The sequence below is a fragment of the Proteiniborus sp. MB09-C3 genome (assembly GCF_030263895.1).
GTDB lineage: Bacteria > Bacillota > Clostridia > Tissierellales > Proteiniboraceae > Proteiniborus.
In genome coordinates, this window is the sequence record NZ_CP127161.1 from 2,490,736 (window position 1) to 2,515,061 (window position 24,326).

Genomic DNA, 24,326 nt, shown 5'->3' on the forward strand with positions numbered 1-24,326 from the left:
GTAAAAGGGGATATGAAAGCCGAATTTATTGAGGCTCTTGAAGATATAGAAAAAGAGAAAGGTATTTGTAAAGATATAATATTTGATGCATTAGAAGCGGCACTTATTTCTGGTTATAAAAAGAACTTTGGATCTTCACAGAATGTAGAGGTTGAAATAAATAAAGGAAATGGTGAAGTGAAGGTATATGCAAAGAAGACAGTGGTTGAATTGGTAGAAGATGAATTATTAGAAATTAGTTTGGAAGCTGCCAGAGAAATAGATACAAAATATGATATAAATGATATAGTAAATATAGAGATAACACCAAGAAATTTTGGAAGAATAGCAGCTCAAACTGCAAAACAGGTTGTAATGCAGAAAATAAAAGAAGCCGAAAGAGAAATTGTCTTTGATGAATTTATTAATAGGGAAAATGAGATCATTACTGGGTTAGTTCAAAGAGTAAGCAAAAACAATGTTTTTGTAGACTTAGATAAAACAGAAGGAATATTAGCTCCAAGTGAGCAGATTCAGGGAGAAAGCTACAATCAAGGTGATAGGATTAAGGCATATATTTTAGAAGTCAAGAAGACTACTAAAGGTCCGCAGATACTTCTATCAAGGACTCATCCCGGTCTTGTCAAAAGGCTTTTTGAACTAGAGGTTCCTGAAATACAGGAAGGAATTGTTGATATATTCAGTATAGCAAGAGAGGCTGGATCAAGAACTAAGATAGCGGTATTTTCCAAGGACCCTGATGTGGATCCTGTTGGAGCTTGTGTTGGATTTAAAGGTGCTAGAGTAAAGGCTATTGTTGATGAGCTCAAAGGTGAAAAAATCGATATAATCAACTGGAGTAAGGATATTGCTGTATTTCTGTCAAATAGTTTAAGTCCAGCAAAAGTAATAAAAGTAGATGTTAATGAAAATGAAAAATCTGCATTAATTGTTGTACCTGATTATCAATTATCATTGGCTATAGGTAAGGAAGGTCAAAATGCTAGATTGGCTGCAAAGCTAACTGGTTGGAAAATAGACATAAAAAGTGAAGGACAAATGGGTAATTAATATATAAGGGGTGAAGAAATGTGAAGACGAAAAAGATACCTCTTAGAAAATGTTTAGGCTGCTCTGAGGGGAAACCTAAACGTGAGCTTATAAGAATAGTAAAGAATAAAGACGGAGATATTTTTGTTGATCCTACAGGAAAAGCAAATGGACGTGGAGCTTATATTTGTAAAAGCATAGATTGCTTAGAAAAGGCAGTTAAAACCAAGAGGCTTAGTAAGGCTTTAGAGATCGAAATTCCTGACAAGATTTATGATGATTTGTCGAAGGAGATTAAATAGATGAAAAAGCTATTGTCGATGCTTGGTATAGGTAGAAAAGCTGGGCTTATAGTATCAGGTGAGATGGGTTGTATTCAATCATTAAAAGAAGGAAAATCTAAATTATTAATCATAGCTTCTGATGCTTCATATAATACAAAAAATAAATTTCTAAGTTTATGTGATAAAAAAAACACTAAATATATTGAAGTAGGCTTGAAGGAGGAGCTTGGTGTAGCAATTGGGAAAGGACTTACTTCTGTGATATCAATAAATGACGAAGCATTTGCAAAGGCTTTATTTAAAATTGTAGATGAGATTATCACCTGTAAATAAAGTGGGGGTGTATAGTTTGACTAAAATAAGAGTATATGAATTAGCCAAAGAAATAGGAATATCAACTAAAGAATTAATGGATAAGTTGGATGAACTGAACATGAAAGTTGGGAGTCATATGAGTTCTGTAGATAAAGAAGAAGCTGAGCTTCTTAAGGAATATATTCAAGATGAAGATAAAGAGAATAAAGATGGCGAGAATGAAGATTTAGAAGAGGTTTTTGATGAAGATATTTATGAAAAAAAGGCCTCTGCTTCAAAGCCTAAGAAAGTAAAGAAAACTGAAGAAAAAGAAAATATAAACAAAACCAAAGAAAAGGATAATAACGAATTGAATAATAAAGAGCCTAAAATCATTGAAATAGACAATAAAGTTCAAGTTAAAGAATTAGCTGAAAAGATGGATATAAATTCTACTCAATTAATTGCAAAATTAATTGCATTAGGTGTTATGGCAGGAATAAATCAAGAAATTGATTTTGATACAGCCAGTATAGTGGCCTCAGAATTTAATTGTGAGTTGAAACTTACTGATCAAATAGAAGAGCAAGAAGAAGAAGATAACATATATGATAATTTAGATTATGAGGATTCAGAAGAGAGCTTAAAATTAAGACCGCCAGTTGTAACCGTTATGGGGCACGTAGATCATGGTAAGACTTCACTATTAGATGCCATAAGAGAAACTCATGTTACCCAAAGAGAAGCCGGTGGTATAACACAACATATCGGGGCTTCAGCTGTAACGATAAATAATAAGAAAGTTGTTTTTTTAGATACACCTGGTCATGAGGCTTTTACTTCTATGAGAGCAAGAGGTGCACAGATAACAGATATAGCTATTCTTGTAGTGGCAGCAGATGATGGTGTAATGCCTCAAACTATAGAGGCTTTAAATCATGCTAAAGCAGCTAATGTTCCAATAATAGTTGCAGTAAACAAAACCGATAAGGAAGAGGCTAATCCAGATAGAGTCAAACAAGAACTGACTGAATATGGCCTAATACCTGAAGAATGGGGTGGGGATACAATATTTGTACCTGTATCCGCACTTAAGAGAATAGGAATAGATGAATTATTAGAGATGATATTATTAGTAGCAGAAATGCAGGAATTAAAGGCAAATCCCAATAGAAAGGCAGTTGGAACTATAATAGAGGCTAAATTAGATAAGGGCAGAGGTCCAGTTGCCACTGTATTAGTACAAAAAGGTACCCTTAGTGTTGGAGATTCTGTAGTAGCAGGCGCTGCTCACGGGAAAGTAAGAGCAATGCTTGATGATAAAGGAAAGAGAGTAAAAAAAGCAGGTCCATCTACTCCAGTTGAAATACTTGGATTATCTGAGGTTCCAGAAGCTGGAGAACACCTATATGCAGTTGAAGATGACAAAAAATCAAGAGAAATATCTGAACGCAAAAAAGAGATTATTAGAAATGAGCAACTAAAGGTTAACCAAAAAGTTTCTCTTGACGATCTATTTGAAAGAATAAAGCAAGGTGAGGTCAAGGATTTAAATATTATCATTAAAGCTGACGTAAAGGGATCCATAGAGGCAGTAAAACAATCATTAGAAAAGCTGAGTATTGAAGAGGTGAAGGTAAATCCAATTCATGGAGGAGTGGGGGCAATAACTGAAAGTGATATTATGTTGGCTTCAGCTTCAAATGCCATAGTGATTGGGTTTAATGTAAGACCTACCAATGCGGCTATGGATATTGCAAATAGGGAAAATGTTGACGTAAGAACGTATAGAGTAATATATAATGCCATTGAAGATATTGAAGCTGCCATTAAGGGTATGCTTGCTCCTGAATACCGTGAAGTAGTTCTTGGAAGAGCAGAGGTTAGGGCTACATTTAAGGTGCCGAATGTTGGTGTAGTAGCTGGAGTATACGTACAACAAGGAAAGGTGTTAAGAAATGCTAAGGTTAGGCTTCTAAGGGATAACATAGTAATACATGAAGGGTCAATTTCTTCGCTAAAGAGATTTAAGGATGATGTTAGAGAAATATTGACTGGATACGAAGGTGGACTAGGCATCGAAGGATATAATGACGTTAAAGAGGGAGATGTAATAGAAGCATATACCTTAGAAGAAATAAAAAGGTAAATATAAAGCATAAAGGAAAAAGAGGATAGGTGACTTCTATGAGTTTAAAAAGGTTAGGAAGGATTTCAGAAGAAATAAAAAAAATTGTGAGTAATGTCATAATGTCGGAATTAAAGGACCCAAGAATTTCCTCTATGACAAGTGTAACAGATGTCGAAGTAACTAGGGACTTAAGGTATGCTAAGATTTATATAAGTGTGTTAGGAAGCCAGCTTGATAAGGAAGAAACTTTAAAAGGCTTGGAAAGCGGGAAAGGTTTTATCAGAAAGGAAATTGGAAAGAACTTAAATTTAAGATACACTCCAGAACCGCTATTTTACTTAGATAAATCTATTGAGCATGGCTTTAAAATATCAAAATTATTAAATGATATGAAGGACAGTAGCGACAATAAAGGAAGTATTGAAGATGAATGATAACAGGGAAATGCTTTTAAGAGAAGCCCTCTCTGTAATTAATCATAACAACAATAACAATATATGTATCGTCTCCCATGTAAATCCTGATGGAGACAGCATTGGATCTGTATTGGCTCTAGGATTAGCTCTAAAAAGAAATGGCTATAGAAATATTACAATGTTGATACCTGATGAAATACCTAATAATTTAATGTTTTTGCTGGGTATAGACTTAATTCAAAAAGAAATTTCAGTTGAAAAAATAGACTTGCTAATTGCTTTAGATTGTGGAGATATGGAGCGAATAGGAATCAATAAAGCTTTACTGGAATCCATTGATTTCATTATAAATATAGATCATCATGTGACTAATAAAGGTTTTGGTGATATAAATGTTGTTGATCCATGTTCTAGCTCAACTGGAGAAATGATTTATCGTTTTTTAGAACTCATGAAGGTAAAGCTTGACAAGGATATTGCAACTTCACTTTATGTAGCGATATCCACTGATACTGGGAGTTTTAAATATGATAATACTACTCCAGTTACCCATATGATAGTATCTGGTCTGCTTAACATAGGGATTGATATTAATCTTATTAATATTAATCTTTATCAAAGTAGAAGCATTGAAAAAACAAATTTGCTTATAGCAAGTCTTAACACTTTGGAATTACTTAAACATAAAAAAATTGCTTTAGTTGTAGTGACTAGAGAAATGATAAGAAAATGCAATGCGACTATAAATGATGCTGATATAATAATAGATTTTATTAGAGACATTGATGGAGTGGAAATTGCTTGTATTATTAAAGAAATTGACGATAAATTGATTAAAGTCAGCTTTAGATCAAAAAACTATGCTGATGTGTCAGTGATCGCAAAGAACTTTAATGGTGGAGGGCATGTGAAAGCTTCTGGATGTACATTATACTCTAGCATAGAAGAAGGAAAGATATTGATATTAGAAGAAATAGAAAAGGCATTAAGGTGATCTCATATGAATGGAATTATTAATGTTTTGAAGCCTCCAGGTATGACATCTCATGATATTGTGAGTTTTATTAGAAAAACATTTAACATCAAAAGAGTTGGGCACACTGGTACCCTAGATCCTAATGCGGCTGGTGTGCTGCCTATTTGTATTGGAAAAGCTACGAGAGTTGTTGAGTACTTTGATGATTTTACAAAGATATATAGAGCAGAATTAACTTTAGGCTATGAAACCGATACTCAGGATAAGTATGGAGAAATTATTGATAGAATGAGTATACCTAATATTACATCTAATGAAATTGAAGAAGTACTTGATGGTTTTAAAGGAAAAACAAATCAGATTCCTCCCATGTATTCCGCATTAAAGCATAATGGCAGGAAGCTATATGAACTGGCTAGAGAGGGGAAAACTGTAGAAAGAAAGCCTAGAGAGATAGTAATTCATAATATAAGTATGTTAAGAAATTATGATAATAAAAGAATTCTTTTTGATGTAGAATGTTCAAAGGGAACTTATATAAGAACTTTGTGTAAAGATATTGGCAGAAAACTTGGAACCTTAGGCTGTATGACATTTTTGTTAAGAACTCAAGTAGGAGACTTTAGCATTGACAATGCGTATACTATTGAAGAAATACAAGAGTACACCTATAACAGTAGACTAGATAGTATTATTATGCCTTTAGATAATGCACTTAGACACTATAGCTCTATAAATATTCATAAAAATTATTATAATATATTAAAAAATGGTGGGAAAATACAACTTAATTACAATTCTCTTGAGTCCAATTTTCATAATGTTGAAAGAGGAATACGAGTATATTGCGATGATTTATTTATAGGAATGGGTTTAATTGAAAAAAGCTCTGATAACACAATCTTAAAAATGGACAAAGTTTTTATATAAAGGTGATTGACAATGAAAATCTTACTAGATACTAGGACAAATGTAAAGGAAAATACTGCTGTAGCTCTTGGAAATTTTGATGGTCTACATTTAGGGCATCAGTATTTAATAGAAGAAATGAAGAAAAAAGCTAATGAAAAAGGTTTGACTAAATCTGTCTTTACTTTTAATAATGATTCATTAGTTCAGTTTAAAACTAACAAAACAAATAATATACTTACGAGCAATGAACAAAAGGTTTTATTATTTGAGAGTATTGGAATTGAATTATTATATTTAGTTGATTTTACAGAAGACCTAATGCATATGTCACCTTATGAATTTGTGAGGAATATACTTGTTGAAAAACTAAGGACAAAGCTAGTAGTCATAGGCTTTGATCATAGGTTTGGCTATAAAGCACAAGGGGATGGAGAATTTTTAATAAAAGCAGGCAATGAATTTGGCTTTGAAGTAATGATCATAGAGTCAATAACTAAGAATAATAAGATAATTAGTAGCTCATATATAAGGAAACTAATTAGGGATGGACTTATAAAGGAAGCTAATACATTGCTGGGAAGACCTTTTGCTATTTGCGGAACCATAGTTAAAGGAAAAGGTAGAGGTAAGGGATTAGGCTTTGCTACAGCTAATTTAAAAATGGACACAGATTATCAAATTCCCAAATTTGGGGTTTATAAATCATTTACATATATTGACGGGAAAGAATATTTGAGTATTACAAATATAGGAAGCAATCCGACTTTTAATGATGTTGGCTTTAGTATTGAAACTCATATAATTGATTTTGACGAAAATATATATGATAAAAAGATTGAAATTCAACTAGTGGATTTTATTAGAAAAGAGAAAAAATTTTCTAGTAAAGATGAATTAAAAAAGCAGGTCATGAAAGATATTCATGAAATAACAAGTAATTCAGATTGATAGAAAAATATATTTATATATTTACAAGATATATTTGATATGGTACAATTAGGATTGACAATACCTCATGCTAAGTTTACAGTAGCCTCGACTGCATACTTGGCTTAAGGTGAAACACAATATTAAGGAGGAAACAAAATGAATTTAAGTAAAGAAGAAAAAGCAAAAATTATTGAAGAGTACAGAGTACATGAGGGTGACACAGGTTCACCTGAAGTTCAAATTGCAATTTTAACACACAGAATTAACAAGCTTAATGAGCATTTAAAAGCTCATAAGAAAGACCACCATTCTAGAAGAGGTCTGCTAAAAATGGTAGGTCAAAGAAGAGGATTACAAAATTATTTAGAGAAAACTGACATTGAAAGATATCGTAACCTTATAGAAAAATTAGGTTTAAGACGTTAATAAGAGCGGGGATACCCGCTCTATTAATTTATTCTATGATTTGTTTTTTTTATGCTTTCGAGGCAATAATAAATAATGTATAATATACATATTGAAGGAGGTAGAACATGGAGAGAACTTTTGAAAGTACTATAAGTGGAAGAAAGCTTTCGGTTACAATAGGTAAGGTAGCAGAACAGGCTGGTGGTTCATGCTTAGTTAGATATGGCGATACTGTTGTATTAGCTACAGCTACAGCTTCAAAAGAACCAAGAGAAGGTATTGACTTTTTCCCCTTAAGTGTTGATTATGAAGAGAGACTTTATGCAGCGGGGAAAATACCTGGAGGATTTATTAAGAGGGAAGGTAAGCCTAGTGAAAAAGCAATTTTAACTTCAAGGCTTATTGATAGACCAATCAGGCCTCTATTCCCAAAGGATTTTAGAAATGATGTGCAAGTAATTGTCACTGTTTTATCAGTTGATCAAGATTGTACTCCTGATATAGTGTCTATGGTAGGTGCGTCTATTGCTCTTACTATATCAGATATACCTTTTAACGGTCCTACTGGTGCAGTAGCAATCGGCTTAATTGATAATAAGCTTATTATCAATCCTACTTGCGAACAAAGAGAAAAATCTGCATTGAGTTTAATTGTGTCCGGAACTGAAGAAGCGGTAATGATGGTTGAGGCTGGAGCAAATGAAATAGATGAAGCTGTGATGCTAGATGCAATAATGACTGGACATGATGAAATAAAGAAAATATGTCAATTTATTAATGAAATCAGTAAAGAAGTAGGTAAGCCTAAAAAAGAATATAAAGCTTTTCATGCAGATAAAGAAATTGAAGAAGCAATAATAGGATATGCTAGAGATAAAATGCTAAATGCTATAAGAACAGAAGATAAACAAGAGAGACAAGAAAATATAGATAATGTAAAAAAGGAAACATTTGAGTATTTCATTGAGGAATATCCTGAAAATGCTACTGATATTGAAGAAGTGCTATATAATATTGTTAAAGAAGAAGTTAGAAAGCTTATTGTTGAAGAGGGAATTAGGCCAGATAATAGACATGTAGATGAAATAAGAAAAATTACTAGTGAAGTAGGGATATTACCAAGGACTCATGGCTCTGGATTGTTTACTAGAGGACAGACTCAAGTTTTAACTGTTGCAACCCTAGGAGCTGCTGGAGATGTTCAAATTATAGATGGACTTGGAGAAGAAGAAGAAAAAAGATATATGCATCACTACAATTTTCCTCCTTATAGTGTTGGAGAGACAAGATTTTTAAGAGGTCCTGGAAGAAGAGAAATAGGCCATGGTGCATTAGCAGAGAGAGCTCTTGAACCAGTTATTCCTAGTGTTGAAAAGTTCCCTTATACAATAAGATTGGTTTCAGAAGTATTAAGCTCAAATGGCTCTACATCACAGGCAAGTGTTTGTGGAAGTACTTTAGCCTTATTAGATGCAGGAGTACCTATAACTGCACCGGTAGCTGGTATTGCAATGGGTCTAATAAAGTCTGAAGAAAAAGTAGTAATATTAACAGATATTCAAGGAATGGAAGATTTCCTAGGTGATATGGACTTCAAAGTTGCTGGAACAGAAAAGGGTATAACAGCTATACAGATGGATATAAAAATAGCAGGTATTGATAAAGAAATACTTAAAAATGCACTAGAAAAAGCAAGGGTAGGGAGACTATTTATTCTTAATAAGATGAGTGAAGTCATTTCGGAACCACGAAAAGATTTATCTCCTTATGCTCCTAGAATATTAACAATGACTGTAAACCCAGATAAAATAAGAGATATCATTGGTCCTGGCGGAAAGATAATTAATAAGATTATTGATGAAACAGGAGTTAAAATAGATATTGAAGATGACGGAAAAGTAATCATAGCAGCAAATAATATTGAATTTGGAAAAAAAGCTATGAAAATGATAGAGAAAATAGTAGAGGAAATAGAGGTAGGTAAAATATACCTAGGAAAGGTGACTAGAATAATGCCTTTTGGTGCCTTTGTAGAAGTATTAAGTGGAAAAGAAGGCTTAGTTCATATATCAAATATAGCAAGAGAGAGAATAAATAAAGTAGAAGATGTTTTATCAGTTGGAGATGAAATATTAGTAAAGGTAACAGAAATAGATAATCAAGGTAGAGTAAACCTTTCTAGAAAAGATGCACTTCCAAATGAAGAGAAAAATGAGGGTGAACAAAAATAAGGACATGAGCCTAAAGGTTTATGTCTTTTTTTTATTATATTTTTAAAATCTAAGAATACTTATATAGTATATCACACTATTAAAATGGGAGGCATTTTATGAAAATAATCTATATAAGATTCAAAACTATGCTTATAGCATTAATAGCAATCCTAGCGATTTTAGCATTAATTATCTTCTTCAGCTTTAACTTCACTACAAAAACAAAGGATATTTTTAACAATGATGATGTCTACTATAAAGGCACTATTGATGAAAAGATAATTGCTTTTGCATGTAATGTAGATTGGGGAAACGAATGTATACCAGGCATGCTAGATATTTTTAGAGAAAGTGATATTAAAATAACTTTTTTCGTTACGGGACGGTGGGCAGAAAAAAATCCAGAATTATTGAAAACCATATATGAGAATGGACATGAGATTGGAAATCATGGATATTTTCACAGAGATTACAATACTTTGAATTATGAGGATAATAAAAAGGAAATACAAAAAGCAGATCTAATAATAAGTGAAATACTTGGAATAAAATCTAAGTATTTTGCTCCTCCCTCTGGAGCATATAATGACTACACTGTGAGGGCTGCTACTGATTTAGAATACAAGCTAATTATGTGGAGTATTGATACAATAGATTGGAGAAATGACAGTACAAAAGATAAAATAATAAATAGGGTCATAGGTAAACATCACAATTCAGCAATAGTTTTAATGCATCCTAAAGAGGAAACAGTTAAAGCATTACCTGTGATAATTCAAAATCTTAAAGATAAGGGTTACAAAATAGGATCTATAAGTGATATAATAAAATGAAAATGTAATAAATTATATTTTTGTTGCAAAATAGTATGCAATAATTAGCTTAGGAGGAGAATATGTATAATAAAATAACCTTAGATAATGGCCTTCGGATTGTTACAGAATATATCCCATACGTTAAATCAGTATCCATTGGGATATGGGTGGAAGCAGGCTCTAGAAAAGAAAATAAGCAAAACAATGGGGTATCCCATTTTATAGAACATATGTTGTTTAAAGGTACAAAGAATAGAAGTGCAAAAGAAATAGCTGAAAGCATAGATAATATTGGAGGTCAAATCAACGCATTTACTAGTAAAGAGTGTACTTGTTACTATGCTAAAGTATTAGATAATCACATTGATATAGCTATTGATGTATTATCTGATATGCTTTTTAACTCATTGTTTGATAGTGAGGAAATTATTAAAGAAAAATCTGTTATATATGAGGAAATAAAAATGTACGAGGATTCTCCAGAAGATTTAGTACATGATTTATTATCACAAACTATTTTTAATGAGAATTCATTATCTTTTCCTATTCTGGGAAGTAAAGAGTCACTGGAGAATATAACAAGAGAAGAATTAATTAGTTATTTTGAGAGCTTCTATATACCTTCTAATACAGTTATATCTATTGCGGGGAATTTTGATTTTAATTCAACTATAGAGATGATTAAAAGATATTTTGCTGAATGGAAACCAAAAAGAAGCTTAATTGAAAAATATGATAAACCAATAATATATCATAATATATCTAAAAAGAAAAAAGACATTGAACAATTACATTTTTGTATAGGAACAGAAGGGATTCCTCAAGGGCAGGATGACCTTTATGCACTACTGATACTAAATAATATATTTGGTGGAAGCATGAGCTCTAGATTATTCCAGGATATTAGAGAAGATAAGGGATTAGTATATTCGATATATTCCTATCCATCATCATATAAAGACACAGGCATATTTACCATCTATGCTGCGTTAAATCCTGATTATTTTGTGGAAGTAATAGATATAATTATGGAAAATATAAATATAATTAAAAAGGACTATTTATCTGAAGAGGAGATTTATAAATCCAAAGAACAATTGAAAGGTAATTATATTTTAGGGCTTGAAAGTACATCTAGTCGTATGACTTCAATAGGTAAGTCAGAGCTTTTATTAGGTAAAGTAATTTCTTCCCAAGAAATAGCTTCAAAAATAGATAAGGTAGAGTTAAAGGATATTACTAGAGTAGTTAATAGAATATTTGACAGTAGTAAATACAACATTGCTTATGTAGGTAAGTTTGATAACGAGGAAGAAATAGATATTAAATTAAAAAGATTACTTTTCAAATAGTAATCTTTTTTTAAGCTATAAGTCATAATTGACCTTATCATAATTGATAAAACATATTTCATAATTTATTTCATATTATATAGAAATTACATCTATAAAAAATCTAACGAAAATAATGAGGAGGGTATTTTATGAGATTAAGTGAATTAGGTGGTAAGGAGATAGTTAATTTAAATGATGGAGGTAGATTAGGAATAATTGCAGATTCAGATTTAGTTATCGATGAAAAAAGCGGAAAAATATTAGCTTTATTAGTGCCTGATAGGAGAAGTCAAATTAAAATTTTCGGTTTCAATGACAGAAGCGGAGTAGAAATTCCCTGGTCTTCAATAAGAAAAATCGGAAATGATATGATTATTATCGAGCTAGACGAGGAAAACAGAAATAAGAGGATATATAGCGTATAACATCACAATTAATACAAAAGAACATATAATAAACTATGGATAAACATTGTGCATCAACTCATATACATTAGAGGTGAAAGTATGAATATAATTGTACAAAAATTTGGGGGTACATCAGTTGCAAATGAAAAGAATAGGAAGGAAGTAGTAGACAGGATAATAGAAAAGATAAAGACCGGATATAAGGTTGTGGCAGTGGTTTCTGCAATGGGAAGAAAAGGTGATCCATATTCTACTGATTCACTAATAAACTTAGTTGATGAAAAACATACACAGAAGAGGGAATTAGATTTGCTAATGTCTTGTGGTGAGATAATTTCAGCTACAATTTTATCAAATCTTATGAGTACCGCAGGCTATAGCAATACAGTACTTACTGGCTATCAAGCAGGAATTATAACAGATAATAATTTTGGAGATGCAGATGTTATAGAAGTAATTCCCAATAAAATTTTAGAAATGTTAAAAAAGGAGGATATAGTTATAGTTTCTGGCTTTCAAGGGGCAACTAAGGATGGAGAAATCACTACTTTAGGAAGAGGTGGAAGCGATACAAGTGCCTTAATAATTGGAGAAGCTATTGAAAGTGAATGTGTAGAAATATATACAGATGTAGAAGGAGTAATGACTGCAGACCCTAAAATAGTTCCCAATGCACAATTAATTAAAAAAATATGTTATTCTGAGGTACATCAGTTAGTAGAAGAAGGAGCTGGAGTTATACACCCCAAGGCAGTAGAAGTGGCCAAAAGATGCAACATAAAAGTAATAGTTAAAAATATTACAAATAACAGTACAGGTACTATTATAGGGCCTCCTAATGATATAGTAAAGGATAATCTTAATCCTATAGACAATATTATAACAGCAATTACTTATAAGAAAAACAGAACTCAAATTACTGTATATCTCGATAACAATGATGAACATCTAAAAGAACTATTAGATTTAATAGCCAATAACAAAATTAGTATAGATCTAATAAACTTATTGACAGAAAGAAAAGTATTCACAGTAGACGAAAAAAATGTTCCAATTATTGAAAATATACTGCAAGCTAAAGGATATAAATATAAGATAATCAAAAATTGCAGTAAAATAAGTATTATAGGACATAAAATCAATGGATTACCTGGTGTAATGGCTAGAATTATTGGCGCGCTTTTAAGTGTTAATGTTTCAATCCTTCAATCTTCTGATTCTCATACCACTATCTGGTGCCTTGTTAGGGAAGAGGATACAGAAAAGGCCTTAAATGCATTGCATAATGAATTTTATTAAAAAAATATTATTAGCAGGCTATATAGCTTGCTTTTAATTTTTCTTAAGCATATTAATCTGTGTTTAGCGTAAACTATATAAATAGTAAACTAACAATTGTTTCTTGACTAATTTATAGTGTGCAAAGGAGGAAATATTAATGGCAGCAGACAAATATAATTCTGATTTTCTATTTTTAAATAATGAAGAAAACGGTGGAGATCAAGAAGAAAGCAATTCGGAACAAAATACTGACAATGAAGATATAGAAAATTTAAAAGCATTTGGTACACCTAATATTCCAACAACTCCTCAGGATATACAATTCATTTCAATAATTGGAGAAGTTGAAGGACATTTAGTATCACCTCCCCAAAAGAAGGCTACAAAATATGAGCATATTATGCCTTTACTAGTAGCGGCCGAACAGAATCCCGAAGTTAAGGGTATTTTAATATTCTTAAATACTGTTGGAGGAGATGTTGAAGCAGGCTTAGCATTGGCAGAAATGATTAACAGCTTAAGTAAACCAAAAGTATCCCTTGTTCTAGGAGGTGGGCACAGTATTGGAGTTCCTCTAGCTACTTCCAGTGATTATTCATTTATTACACCTACAGCTACAATGACAATTCATCCTATTCGTATGACTGGGTTAGTCATAGGAGTTCCTCAGACATTTAGATATTTTGAAAAGATGCAGCAAAGAATAATAAATTTTATATTAAGAACTTCAAATATAGAGAGAGACATGCTTATGAAATTGATGTATGATACTGATGAAATCGCTAATGACGTCGGGACTATCCTTATTGGTGAAGAGGCAGTCAATAATGGATTAATAAATGCTGTTGGTGGATTTACTGATGCCTTAAAAAAGCTTAGAGAGCTTATGGAAAAGAATAAGGAGAGTTAATTTGAATAGAATATTTATATGGATTATGTTATAATTACAAAGTAAAAGTGTTAATGATGGCCATTAGCACTTTTACTCTATATGAGGAAGAAACATTCTATGAATTGCTATTACTCATGATATATCTAAACTAGGGTCTACAATAGTAGGAGGTCTCTTCAAGGGCTAAACAAAAACTGGCAACTAATTATCTATGGTTAATCGCTGCTATAATCATAGATAGGCAATTTTTTTGTCATAAGAATTATTTGTTTTCACTAAAGGATTTTAACCTCCTCTGTAGAAATACATTATAGAGGTGATTATATGACTAAAGCAAAGGGCAGAGTAGCTACAAAGAATAGAGTTAAAACAAAACGAAACATTAAAATGGAGATAGCTGGAATACTAATTATCGCTATAGGACTTTTATCCCTATTAAGCATGTATAATAAGTCTACAGGCTTCATTGGAGAAGTAATAAGAAAATATTCAATATTAATAGCTGGTTTAGGAGGCTATGTTTTCCCCACTATAGTATTGTTGCTTGGTTTTCTATTTATAACGAACAAAATAGAGCATATAAAAAAAACTATATCAATTATAATTGCCTATATTGGCTTTCTAACTATTGTAGACATTAATTTCTTCCCTTTTGTGGAGGGATTATCTTTTATTGATAGAGTTAAGCTATCTATTGATGTAAATAATTCTGTCATTACTTCAGAAAAATTAGCTACAGGTGGCGGAATTATTGGCTCTTCCTTTTCTTATATATTTTTAAGCTTATTTGGAACTATTGGTTCTTATGTTGTAATCATTGCAATGGTTTTAATATCCTTTCTGTTATTTACAGATATAAGTGTTATAGATATGTTAAGGGGTATTTGTAAAAGAACTGCTGCTTTAATAAAAACAGGCCTTAAAAATATAATGGGTTTTGTTTACATAGAAGATAATGGGAAAAAGAATTCCAATAAGAATGATAAAAAGGATAGTGTAATTTTAAAGAACATAATTAGAGAAAACGAAGATGCTAGTACTAATGATATTATTACTGTTTCTAATGAAGTTGATAGTAAGATTAGGGTTTTAGATTACACTAAAGTAACAGAAGAATCCATGAAAACTACTGAAAAAAACAGGGATGAAATATTAGAAAAAGAAGATATGAATATCAATATATCTGAAGGCCAAAAGCAAGAAAATTATGAGGACTACAAACTACCATATACAGAACTGCTTAAAGAGATAAAAACAAACGTGAAAAGCATAGAAAAAAAAGAGGTACTTTTAAATGCTAATAAATTAATCGATACTTTAAACAATTTCGGAATTGAAGCAAAAATACTTCAAGTAAGTATTGGACCTAGCATTACGAGGTATGAGATACAACCTGCTCCTGGTGTAAAAGTAAGTAAGATAGTAAGCTTGACTAATGATATAGCATTGAGCTTAGCATCATCAGATATTAGAATGGAAGCACCTATACCAGGGAAATCTGCTATTGGAATTGAAGTTCCAAATAAGAATAAAGTAGGTGTAGGCTTAAAAGAAATACTGGAATCAAAAGAATATAATGAGTTAGATACTCGTATACCTTTTGCTTTAGGCAAGGATATTGCTGGTAAACCAATGGTTGCTAATATAGAAAAAATGCCGCATTTACTAATTGCAGGAGCAACAGGTTCAGGAAAGAGTGTCTGTATAAATACTTTAATAACGAGTATTCTCTTTAAAGCAAAGCCAGATGAAGTAAAGCTAATGCTTATTGATCCTAAAGTTGTTGAGCTAAGCGTATATAATGGTGTGCCACATTTATTAGTTCCTGTTGTTACAGACCCCAAAAAAGCAGCATTTTCTCTTAATTGGGCAGTTCAAGAGATGACTAGAAGATATAATCTTTTTGCCAAGAATAGTGTAAGAGATTTAGACTCATATAATAATAAGGCAGAAGATAATATAGAAATGGAAAAGCTTCCTAAGCTTGTAATAATCATAGATGAGTTAGCTGATTTAATGATGGTTTCTGCTTCTGAGGTTGAAGATTATATATGTAGGCTTGCTCAAATGGCTAGAGCTGCAGGAATACACCTAATCGTAGCAACTCAGAGGCCATCAGTAGATATCATTACTGGAACTATTAAAGCCAATATACCTTCAAGAATTTCTTTTGCAGTATCATCCCAAGCAGATTCTAGAACTATACTTGACATGGGAGGCGCAGAAAAATTACTTGGTAAAGGAGATATGCTTTTTTATCCAGTTGGCGAATCAAAGCCTGTCAGAATACAAGGAGCATTTATTAGTGAGGAAGAAATTAATGGATTAGTTGAATATTTAAAAGGTCAGTGTAGTGCACAGTACGAAGAAAAAATTATTGGGGAAATAAATAATAATTTTAAACAGAGTACAAGCGAATCTGATGAACTGTTACCAAATGCTATTGATATAGTAATTGATGAAGGTCAAGCCTCTATATCCTTACTTCAACGCAGATTAAAAATAGGCTATGCTAGAGCAGCACGTATTATTGATGAGATGGAGGAAAGAGGAGTTGTAGGAGGCTACGAAGGAAGTAAACCTCGAAAGGTCTTAATTACCAAAGAAGATTATGAGAATGATTAATAACTAAAGCTAAATTGTTGTTTAAGAAGGTGAACTATTGATAAGGGAAATAAATATTGAGGATGCATTGCCTCTAAAAGATCTGGCTTTTATTGACGTAAGAAGTGAAAGTGAATACGAAATTGACACAATCCCAGGTGCAATTAATGTACCTATTCTTAATAATAGTGAACGTGAACATGTAGGTTATATTTATACCCAAGTTGATAAGGATGAAGCAAAAAAAATTGGTCTAAAATATGCTTCAGCTAAGCTTGTAGAATTCTATGAAAAGGCAAAAAATATTGAAAAAAATAATAAGCATGTTGCATTGTTCTGCTATAGAGGGGGAATGAGAAGTAACTCAGTAGCCAATGTATTAGATACTATGGGAATAAATCTATTCTTAGTAAGAGGTGGATACAAAAGCTATAGAAAATATGTATTAGAGGAACTAGTAAAATATGAAGGAAAGTATAAATTCATAGTCTTACATGGTTATACTGGTGCTGGTAAAACAAAGATACTTAAGATGTTAGAAAAGCTTGGCAAATCAGTGCTTGATTTAGAAAGCTTAGCCCGAAATGCTGGTTCAGTATTTGGTAATATTGCATTTGAAGGTGAATCTAACTCTCAAAAGAAATTTGAATCTTTACTACTCAATAATCTTGAAAATACTAAGGATGTTTATGTATTTACGGAAAGTGAAAGTAAAAGAGTAGGAAAAGCAGTGCTGCCTGAATTTTTATTTCATGATATGGAAAATGGATATCATGTTTTAATTGAAACTACTTTAGAAAAGAGAGTAGAAAATATAGTAGATGATTATGTAAGCAGCACCTCATGCACTAAAGATATGGAGATTAAAGAAGCTATTGACAAGCTAAGAAAAAAAATAGGTGGTGATAAGGCTAATACTCTTATTGAAGAGTTAAACAAAAAAAATTATTCAGTAATTGCAAGGGAACTTATGAGAAGCTATTATGATCCACTATACAAGTATTCTATAGAAAAACTAGATAAATATGATAAGATTGTTAAATATACAGATATTGAGCATGTAATAAAGGAATTAACAGAGTATGTAAATACATTGTGTTAAAGAACTAAATATATACAACATTATTTTGCGGAGTATTATATAATTAGATAGGGGATGTTTATTTTGAATCTAGCTAATAAATTAACGATAATTAGAATACTATTAGTTCCTATTTTTATGATTTTTCTTATATTTGAAATTCCCTTTGGGAACTATATAGCAGCAGGTATATTTATTATAGCAGCTCTAACAGATACCTTAGATGGATATATTGCAAGAAGTAGAAATCAAATAACTAAATTTGGGAAATTTATGGATCCTTTAGCTGATAAGCTTTTAGTTTCAGCAGCATTAATCTCTCTAGTGGAAATGAGCAAAGTTCCTGCTTGGGTTGTTGTTATTATCATCGCTAGAGAATTTGCAGTCACAGGGTTAAGAGTTTTAGCTGCTTCAGAAGGTATCACTATTGCAGCAAGCTGGTGGGGAAAAATTAAGACAATTACCCAGATTGTAACTATTGTTTCATTACTTATCAATAATTATCCTTTTAATAGAGTAGGTATTCCTTTTGATAAATTGTCCTTAGCATTGGCAGTTATTTTTACAATTGTTTCTGGTATTGATTACTTCTATGTTAACAGAAAAGTATTTCTAGTAAGCAATAAATAACGTGAGAGGTACTAAAGAGGTGAGAGTATGAAGGCTGAAATAATTTGCGTAGGAACCGAATTACTATTAGGTAATATCACTAACACTAATGCAAAATTTTTATCTGAAAAGCTTGCAGAGATTGGAATAGATGTATATTATCAGACTACTGTGGGAGATAATATGCAAAGAATTATGGATACTACTATTAGTGCTTTAAATAGGGCTGATATTTTGATTTATTCTGGAGGACTTGGACCTACAGAAGATGATTGTACCAAAGAAGCTGTATGTAAAGCTATAAATAAGGCTTTATATTTAGATGAACAAATAGTAGAGGATATAAACTGTTTTTTTACTAATAAGCAAATACCTGAATCGAATAAAAAACAAGCCTATGTTCCAGAAAACAGTATAATACTAAAAAATGATGTAGGCACTGCACCCGGATTTTATATTGAAATAGATAATAAAATAATAATACTGCTTCCTGGTCCTCCTAATGAACTAACACTTATGTTCAATAAATATGCAATGCCAAGGCTTGATAATAGTTCAAATAATACGATTAGGTCAAGAGTAATTAAAACAATTGGCATTGGTGAATCATCATTGGAAGAGAAAATAATTGATTTAATAAACACTCAATCCAATCCAACAATTGCAACATATGCAAGTAATGGACAAGTAGATATAAGAATTACTGCAAAGGCAGATTGTGCAACTAAAGCTGATGGATTGCTTGATGACATGCAAACTGAGTTAGATAAGAGGATTAAGGAGTATATTTACAGCTATAATAATGAAAGTATAGAGGAAGTAGTATTTAAAATGCTTACCCATAGAAAGCTTAAAATAGGATTCTGTGAATCATGTACTGCTGGACTTACTACCTCTATGCTGGCAAGTATTCCAGGTGCCTCTAAGACCTTAGAAAGGTCCTATATAACTTATAGTAATCTATCAAAGGTAGAAGAAGTTGACGTCAAAGAGAGCACTCTAAATAGCTATGGAGCGGTAAGCAAAGAGACTGCCATTGAAATGGCACAAGGGCTACTAAGAAAATGTCCAATAGATATAAGTGTATCTATTACTGGAATAGCTGGTCCTACTGGAGAATCTGAAACTAAGCCAACAGGGCTAGTGTATGTATGTCTTGCTGCTAAGGATAGATATGTAGTGGTTGAAAAAAAATTTAACGGCAATAGAGAAAGCAATAGACTTAGATCTGCAAAACTTGTATTTGATTTAGTTAGAAAATATCTTCTAGATTTAATTTAATAAATTCAATATTTTCTGTTTGACTATTATTAAGCATTGTTATATAATTACAATAGAACGTTTGTTCGAATACGGGTAAGGGTGGTGAATCCCAGAATTTCTGGGAATACTTTATGCTAGAAAAAAAGAAAGCATTAGAAATGGCCATAAGCCAAATAGAAAAGCAATTTGGTAAAGGCTCTATAATGAAATTAGGTGAAGATTCAAAGCTTAATGTTGAAGCAGTCTCTACAGGCTCTCTTGATTTAGATATTGCAATAGGAATTGGAGGACTTCCAAAGGGAAGAATAATAGAAATTTATGGACCAGAATCTTCAGGTAAGACGACTGTAGCTCTGCATTCCATAGCAGAAGTACAAAAAATAGGCGGAACAGCTGCTTTTATCGATGCAGAACATGCTCTAGACCCTAGCTATGCAAAGAATCTTGGTGTCAATATTGAAGAATTAATAGTATCTCAACCAGATACTGGGGAACAAGCTTTGGAGATTGCTGAAGCCTTAGTTAGAAGTGGAGCTGTTGATGTTGTAGTAGTGGATTCAGTTGCTGCTCTAGTTCCTAAAGCAGAAATTGAAGGTGAAATGGGAGATAGCCATATTGGTTTACAAGCAAGACTAATGTCTCAAGCCCTAAGAAAATTAGCAGGAGCCATAAAGAAATCTAATACCATAGCTATATTCATTAATCAGCTTAGAGAAAAAGTCGGTGTTATGTTCGGAAATCCTGAAACAACTACTGGAGGTAGGGCCTTAAAGTTTTATGCCTCTGTAAGACTAGACGTTAGAAGAGTTGAATCTTTAAAACAGGGAGAAGATATCATTGGTAATAGAACTAGAGTTAAAGTGGTTAAAAATAAGGTAGCTCCTCCTTTTAAACAAGCTGAGTTCGATATTATGTATGGAACAGGGATTTCAAAAGAAGGAAACATATTAGATGTGGGAGTTGCAGCTGAAATTATTAATAAATCTGGTTCTTGGTATAGCTACGAATCCAATAGATTAGGACAGGGAAGAGAAAATGCTAAAGATTTTTTACGTGATAATGCTGAAATAGCTAATGAAATAGAAGCAAAAATAAGGGAAAAATACAACCTGCAAAGTCCTGCCCAAATCAATAAATTAATAGATACAAGTAAAGAAGAAGATAAGAAATAATATTTTATAAGAATGGCGAATAACACGCCATTTTTTTATGACCTAATCCGATTTTCTGAATGCTTTTGTCAGAAAATATATGTGAGCAGTAGCAAGCAAATAATTTTGAGTTGGGAGACAGCTTTATTTACTTGACATATAAATTAAAAAGTAATAAAATTAAATCGTATAGCAATATACTTATTAATGTAACATAAAAAACATTCTAAAAGATAATACGTAGATCTCATAAGCCGAGATTACTCGGTTTATATTTTTATTAATCTGCTTATTGTATTCAAATGAAAATGTTTTAAAAAACGAAACTTGAAAACTGAATAGTAAAGGAGGTGCTTTATCATTTTACCACTAGTGATTGCAGGAGCTGTTGGTGGGCTAGCAGTTGGAACTGTCTTAGGTATATACTTAAGGAAAACAATTGCTGAAGCAAAGATAATAAACGCAGAGGAAGAGGCTTCAAGAATAGTCGACGAGGCAAAAAAACAGTCAGAGACCTTAAAAAAAGAACAACTTCTTGAAGCAAAGGAAGAAGTTCATAAGGCAAGAAATGAATTAGAAAGAGAAATTAGGGAAAGAAGAATGGAGATTCAGAAGCAAGAAAGAAGATTGCTTCATAAGGAAGAATCCATTGATAGAAAAAGTGAAACATTAGAGAAAAAAGAAGATCAATTGGCAAAGAAAATTAAGGATTTAGAGCAAAAAGATTTAGCAATTGAAGAATTATATGTTAAGCAAGTCGAAGAATTAGAGAGAATATCTAATTTAACATCAGATGAAGCTAGAGAATTATTATTAAACGATATCAGAAAAGAAATAACTCATGATGCAGCGATAATGATCAAGGATATCGAAAATAAGGCAAAAGAAGAAGGCGAGAAAAAAGCAAGAGAAATAATCGCCTATGCAATTCAAAAATGTGCTGCTGATCATGTAGCAGAAACTACAGTTACAGTAGTTTCATTGCCAAATGACGAAATGAAAGGTAGAATTATAGGTCGGGAAGGCAGAAATATCAGAACTTTGGAAACTTTAACTGGTATTGATTTGATAATTGATGATACTCCTGAAGCAGTTATTTTATCTGGATTTGACCCAATTAGAAGGGAAGTAGCAAGGGTTGCTCTAGAAAAGCTTATAATTGATGGACGTATACATCCTGCAAGGATAGAAGAAATGGTTGAAAAAGCTAAAAAGGAAGTAGACAACCATATCAGAGAGCAAGGAGAGCAAGCTACATTTGAAACAGGAGTACATGGACTTCATATAGAAATAATTAAGCTTTTAGGTAGATTAAACTATAGGACTAGTTATGGACAAAACGTACTTAAACACTCTATAGAAGTATCGCATTTAGCGGGGTTAATGGCTGCAGAACTAGGCGCAGATATAAAAATCGCTAAAAGAGCGGGACTTTTACATGATTTAGGAAAGGCTGTAGATCATGAGGTAGAAGGTCCACATGTTGCTATAGGAGCAGATTTGTTAAAGAAATATAGAGAATCTAAAGAAGTAATTCATGCCATGGAGGCACATCATGGAGATGTTGAACCAGAAACCGTTGAGGCTGTTTTAGTTCAAGCAGCAGATGCAATATCAGCTGCAAGACCAGGAGCAAGAAGAGAAACGTTAGAAGCTTATATTAAAAGGCTAGAAAAACTAGAAGAAATAGCTAATTCTTTTGAAGGTATAGAAAAATCATTTGCTATACAAGCAGGTAGAGAAATTAGAATTATGGTTAAACCCGAACTCATTAATGATGACCAGATTATTCATACAGCTAGAGAAATAGTTAAGAGAATAGAAAGTGAACTAGAATATCCTGGACAAATTAAAGTGAATGTTATAAGAGAAACAAGAGCTATTGAATATGCAAAATAGAGAAGACATGGTCTTCTCTTTTTTAATATTGTAAAATATATATTATTTTGAAAAAATTTAGCTGGGAAAAGAGGATTTTTTTGTTATTTGTAGAATATTATTATCATACTGCATTAATAATATTATTTAAGGGGGCTATTTTAATGGATGTATTAAAAGTATCAGCAAAATCAAACCCAAATTCTGTTGCCGGAGCATTAGCTGGAGTATTAAGAGAAAAAGGTGCTGCAGAAATACAAGCAATAGGCGCAGGTGCTCTAAATCAAGCAGTAAAAGCAGTAGCTATTGCTAGAGGATTTGTTGCTCCTAGTGGTGTTGATTTAATTTGTATACCTGCGTTTACCGACATTGAGATTGATGGGGAAGAGAGAACCGCTATTAAATTAATTGTTGAACCTAGGTAATTAAAAAAAGCCTGCATAATATGTGCAGGTTTTTTTATATTTGATTTTTTATTTTAATAAGGATTTAGGTAATAATAATATTTAAATTCTATATATACTTTTTTATGCTTTACATGGAGAAAGGAATGATAGCTGATATGAATGCAATAATAAAAAAATCTGATTTACATGTCCATACAACATTCTCTGATGGATCCTTAGCTCCCCTTGAAGTTATAAAATGGGCTTCTAAGAAGAAAATTTATGCAATTGCTATAACGGATCATGATACTATAGAAGGTGTAAAATATGCGATAGAGAATACTAATTTATTTGATATTACTATTATACCGGGAATTGAAATAAGCTGTATATTTGAGGATGAGGAAGTACATTTACTGGGATATTATATTGATATACAGAATATAGAATTATTAGAAACACTTAAATTATTTAAAGAATCAAGAGAATCGAGGGGTGAAAAAATTGTTGAAAAGCTTAATCGTCTAGAATTTAATTTAACCTTACAGGAAGTTTTTCATATTGCTGGTAAAGGGGTTATAGGTAGGCCCCATATAGCTAAGGCAATGATTAATAGGAACTACGTAGATACGGTACAAGAAGCCTTTGATAAATACTTAAATAAGCATAAGCCTGCTTATGTAGATAGATTTAGGGTTTCCTTAAAGGAAGGCATTAATTTAATACATAATGCAGGTGGTGCAGCAGTAATTGCACATCCAGGATTAATAAAAAATGAGAAGGCTGTAAATGAGGCAATAAGTATGGGAATAGATGGAATAGAGGCAATACATTCTAAACATTCTTCTCAAGATGTTATGAATTACAGTAAGATAGCTAAAGACAACAATTTGATAATAACAGGAGGTTCTGACTTTCATGGAGACTTTATTAATAATGTGCCTGCACTAGGTGACTTTTTTATAGATTACTCTCATGTAGAGCTTTTATTTAGCAAAGCAAATTTTTATAAGGAAAGGAGAGAATTTTGAA

General features: G+C 32.0%; 23 protein-coding genes. All 23 read left to right on the forward strand.

Going from position 1 to position 24,326, the window contains the following annotated elements:
- Positions 1 to 12 precede the first annotated feature (12 nt).
- The 23 genes from nusA to QO263_RS12245 all read left to right on the forward strand — a co-directional run bounded on the left by nusA (position 13) and on the right by QO263_RS12245 (position 24,325).
- Positions 13 to 1,050, forward strand: coding sequence for a transcription termination factor NusA (nusA, locus tag QO263_RS12135; RefSeq protein ID WP_285621788.1), 1,038 nt, complete (start codon positions 13 to 15; stop codon positions 1,048 to 1,050).
- 20 nt (positions 1,051 to 1,070) lie between these two features.
- Positions 1,071 to 1,331 carry an RNase P modulator RnpM gene (gene rnpM / locus QO263_RS12140; RefSeq protein ID WP_285621790.1) on the forward strand — a complete coding sequence of 87 codons (261 nt, stop codon included), beginning with the start codon at positions 1,071 to 1,073 and terminating at the stop codon, positions 1,329 to 1,331.
- Positions 1,332 to 1,646, forward strand: coding sequence for a L7Ae/L30e/S12e/Gadd45 family ribosomal protein (locus QO263_RS12145; protein ID WP_285621792.1), 315 nt, complete (start codon positions 1,332 to 1,334; stop codon positions 1,644 to 1,646).
- Between the two features lie 16 nt (positions 1,647 to 1,662).
- Entirely contained in the window at positions 1,663 to 3,756 is a 2,094-nt protein-coding gene (gene infB / locus QO263_RS12150) for a translation initiation factor IF-2 (protein WP_285621795.1), read from the forward strand.
- A 38-nt stretch (positions 3,757 to 3,794) separates the two neighbouring features.
- On the forward strand, positions 3,795 to 4,172 hold the full coding sequence (gene rbfA, locus QO263_RS12155; protein WP_285621798.1) for a 30S ribosome-binding factor RbfA: 378 nt from the start codon (positions 3,795 to 3,797) through the stop codon (positions 4,170 to 4,172).
- The gene (locus QO263_RS12160) at positions 4,165 to 5,148 is read left to right on the forward strand and encodes a DHH family phosphoesterase (RefSeq protein ID WP_285621801.1); all 984 of its coding nucleotides are present in this window, start codon (positions 4,165 to 4,167) and stop codon (positions 5,146 to 5,148) included. Before rbfA ends, QO263_RS12160 begins: the two co-directional genes overlap by 8 nt.
- A 6-nt stretch (positions 5,149 to 5,154) precedes the next feature.
- Complete coding sequence (gene truB / locus QO263_RS12165) at positions 5,155 to 6,060, forward strand: tRNA pseudouridine(55) synthase TruB (RefSeq protein WP_285621805.1); 906 nt, start codon at positions 5,155 to 5,157, stop codon at positions 6,058 to 6,060.
- 12 nt (positions 6,061 to 6,072) lie between these two features.
- Positions 6,073 to 6,990 carry a bifunctional riboflavin kinase/FAD synthetase gene (locus tag QO263_RS12170; RefSeq protein WP_285621807.1) on the forward strand — a complete coding sequence of 306 codons (918 nt, stop codon included), beginning with the start codon at positions 6,073 to 6,075 and terminating at the stop codon, positions 6,988 to 6,990.
- Between the two features lie 138 nt (positions 6,991 to 7,128).
- Entirely contained in the window at positions 7,129 to 7,398 is a 270-nt protein-coding gene (gene rpsO / locus QO263_RS12175) for a 30S ribosomal protein S15 (protein ID WP_285621810.1), read from the forward strand.
- A 107-nt stretch (positions 7,399 to 7,505) separates the two neighbouring features.
- Positions 7,506 to 9,611 carry a polyribonucleotide nucleotidyltransferase gene (locus tag QO263_RS12180; RefSeq protein WP_285621813.1) on the forward strand — a complete coding sequence of 702 codons (2,106 nt, stop codon included), beginning with the start codon at positions 7,506 to 7,508 and terminating at the stop codon, positions 9,609 to 9,611.
- Positions 9,612 to 9,709: 98 nt separating this feature from the next.
- Positions 9,710 to 10,426 (forward strand): polysaccharide deacetylase family protein, encoded by a 717-nt coding sequence (locus QO263_RS12185; RefSeq protein ID WP_285621816.1) that lies wholly within the window; start codon positions 9,710 to 9,712, stop codon positions 10,424 to 10,426.
- A 62-nt stretch (positions 10,427 to 10,488) separates the two neighbouring features.
- Positions 10,489 to 11,760 (forward strand): M16 family metallopeptidase, encoded by a 1,272-nt coding sequence (locus QO263_RS12190; RefSeq protein ID WP_285621819.1) that lies wholly within the window; start codon positions 10,489 to 10,491, stop codon positions 11,758 to 11,760.
- 131 nt (positions 11,761 to 11,891) lie between these two features.
- Positions 11,892 to 12,167: a YlmC/YmxH family sporulation protein gene (locus QO263_RS12195; RefSeq protein WP_285621821.1), complete on the forward strand. Its 276-nt coding sequence runs from the start codon at positions 11,892 to 11,894 to the stop codon at positions 12,165 to 12,167.
- A gap of 81 nt (positions 12,168 to 12,248) precedes the next feature.
- Positions 12,249 to 13,448: an aspartate kinase gene (gene dapG / locus QO263_RS12200; protein ID WP_285621823.1), complete on the forward strand. Its 1,200-nt coding sequence runs from the start codon at positions 12,249 to 12,251 to the stop codon at positions 13,446 to 13,448.
- A gap of 139 nt (positions 13,449 to 13,587) precedes the next feature.
- Positions 13,588 to 14,340 carry a ClpP family protease gene (locus QO263_RS12205; RefSeq protein ID WP_285621827.1) on the forward strand — a complete coding sequence of 251 codons (753 nt, stop codon included), beginning with the start codon at positions 13,588 to 13,590 and terminating at the stop codon, positions 14,338 to 14,340.
- Positions 14,341 to 14,646: 306 nt separating this feature from the next.
- Positions 14,647 to 16,947: an FtsK/SpoIIIE family DNA translocase gene (locus QO263_RS12210; protein WP_285621830.1), complete on the forward strand. Its 2,301-nt coding sequence runs from the start codon at positions 14,647 to 14,649 to the stop codon at positions 16,945 to 16,947.
- 37 nt (positions 16,948 to 16,984) lie between these two features.
- Positions 16,985 to 18,028, forward strand: coding sequence for a tRNA 2-selenouridine(34) synthase MnmH (mnmH, locus tag QO263_RS12215; protein WP_285621832.1), 1,044 nt, complete (start codon positions 16,985 to 16,987; stop codon positions 18,026 to 18,028).
- 63 nt (positions 18,029 to 18,091) lie between these two features.
- Entirely contained in the window at positions 18,092 to 18,637 is a 546-nt protein-coding gene (gene pgsA, locus QO263_RS12220; protein ID WP_285621837.1) for a CDP-diacylglycerol--glycerol-3-phosphate 3-phosphatidyltransferase, read from the forward strand.
- 27 nt (positions 18,638 to 18,664) lie between these two features.
- Positions 18,665 to 19,897, forward strand: coding sequence for a competence/damage-inducible protein A (locus QO263_RS12225; protein ID WP_285621838.1), 1,233 nt, complete (start codon positions 18,665 to 18,667; stop codon positions 19,895 to 19,897).
- Positions 19,898 to 20,010: 113 nt separating this feature from the next.
- Positions 20,011 to 21,051 carry a recombinase RecA gene (gene recA, locus QO263_RS12230; protein ID WP_285621840.1) on the forward strand — a complete coding sequence of 347 codons (1,041 nt, stop codon included), beginning with the start codon at positions 20,011 to 20,013 and terminating at the stop codon, positions 21,049 to 21,051.
- A gap of 351 nt (positions 21,052 to 21,402) precedes the next feature.
- Entirely contained in the window at positions 21,403 to 22,929 is a 1,527-nt protein-coding gene (gene rny / locus QO263_RS12235) for a ribonuclease Y (protein ID WP_285621842.1), read from the forward strand.
- A gap of 143 nt (positions 22,930 to 23,072) precedes the next feature.
- Positions 23,073 to 23,333, forward strand: coding sequence for a stage V sporulation protein SpoVS (spoVS, locus tag QO263_RS12240; protein WP_050354976.1), 261 nt, complete (start codon positions 23,073 to 23,075; stop codon positions 23,331 to 23,333).
- A 125-nt stretch (positions 23,334 to 23,458) separates the two neighbouring features.
- Entirely contained in the window at positions 23,459 to 24,325 is an 867-nt protein-coding gene (locus QO263_RS12245) for a PHP domain-containing protein (protein ID WP_285621844.1), read from the forward strand.
- Position 24,326: the final 1 nt, after the last annotated feature.

Coding starts and splice junctions, on each gene's coding strand:
- nusA (WP_285621788.1), top strand. CDS start 13: ATGAAAGCCGAATTTATTGAGGCTCTTGAAGATATAGAAAAAGAGAAA.
- QO263_RS12145 (WP_285621792.1), top strand. CDS start 1,332: ATGAAAAAGCTATTGTCGATGCTTGGTATAGGTAGAAAAGCTGGGCTT.
- rbfA (WP_285621798.1), top strand. CDS start 3,795: ATGAGTTTAAAAAGGTTAGGAAGGATTTCAGAAGAAATAAAAAAAATT.
- QO263_RS12160 (WP_285621801.1), top strand. CDS start 4,165: ATGAATGATAACAGGGAAATGCTTTTAAGAGAAGCCCTCTCTGTAATT.
- truB (WP_285621805.1), top strand. CDS start 5,155: ATGAATGGAATTATTAATGTTTTGAAGCCTCCAGGTATGACATCTCAT.
- QO263_RS12170 (WP_285621807.1), top strand. CDS start 6,073: ATGAAAATCTTACTAGATACTAGGACAAATGTAAAGGAAAATACTGCT.
- rpsO (WP_285621810.1), top strand. CDS start 7,129: ATGAATTTAAGTAAAGAAGAAAAAGCAAAAATTATTGAAGAGTACAGA.
- QO263_RS12180 (WP_285621813.1), top strand. CDS start 7,506: ATGGAGAGAACTTTTGAAAGTACTATAAGTGGAAGAAAGCTTTCGGTT.
- QO263_RS12185 (WP_285621816.1), top strand. CDS start 9,710: ATGAAAATAATCTATATAAGATTCAAAACTATGCTTATAGCATTAATA.
- QO263_RS12190 (WP_285621819.1), top strand. CDS start 10,489: ATGTATAATAAAATAACCTTAGATAATGGCCTTCGGATTGTTACAGAA.
- QO263_RS12195 (WP_285621821.1), top strand. CDS start 11,892: ATGAGATTAAGTGAATTAGGTGGTAAGGAGATAGTTAATTTAAATGAT.
- dapG (WP_285621823.1), top strand. CDS start 12,249: ATGAATATAATTGTACAAAAATTTGGGGGTACATCAGTTGCAAATGAA.
- QO263_RS12205 (WP_285621827.1), top strand. CDS start 13,588: ATGGCAGCAGACAAATATAATTCTGATTTTCTATTTTTAAATAATGAA.
- QO263_RS12210 (WP_285621830.1), top strand. CDS start 14,647: ATGACTAAAGCAAAGGGCAGAGTAGCTACAAAGAATAGAGTTAAAACA.
- QO263_RS12225 (WP_285621838.1), top strand. CDS start 18,665: ATGAAGGCTGAAATAATTTGCGTAGGAACCGAATTACTATTAGGTAAT.
- recA (WP_285621840.1), top strand. CDS start 20,011: ATGCTAGAAAAAAAGAAAGCATTAGAAATGGCCATAAGCCAAATAGAA.
- spoVS (WP_050354976.1), top strand. CDS start 23,073: ATGGATGTATTAAAAGTATCAGCAAAATCAAACCCAAATTCTGTTGCC.
- QO263_RS12245 (WP_285621844.1), top strand. CDS start 23,459: ATGATAGCTGATATGAATGCAATAATAAAAAAATCTGATTTACATGTC.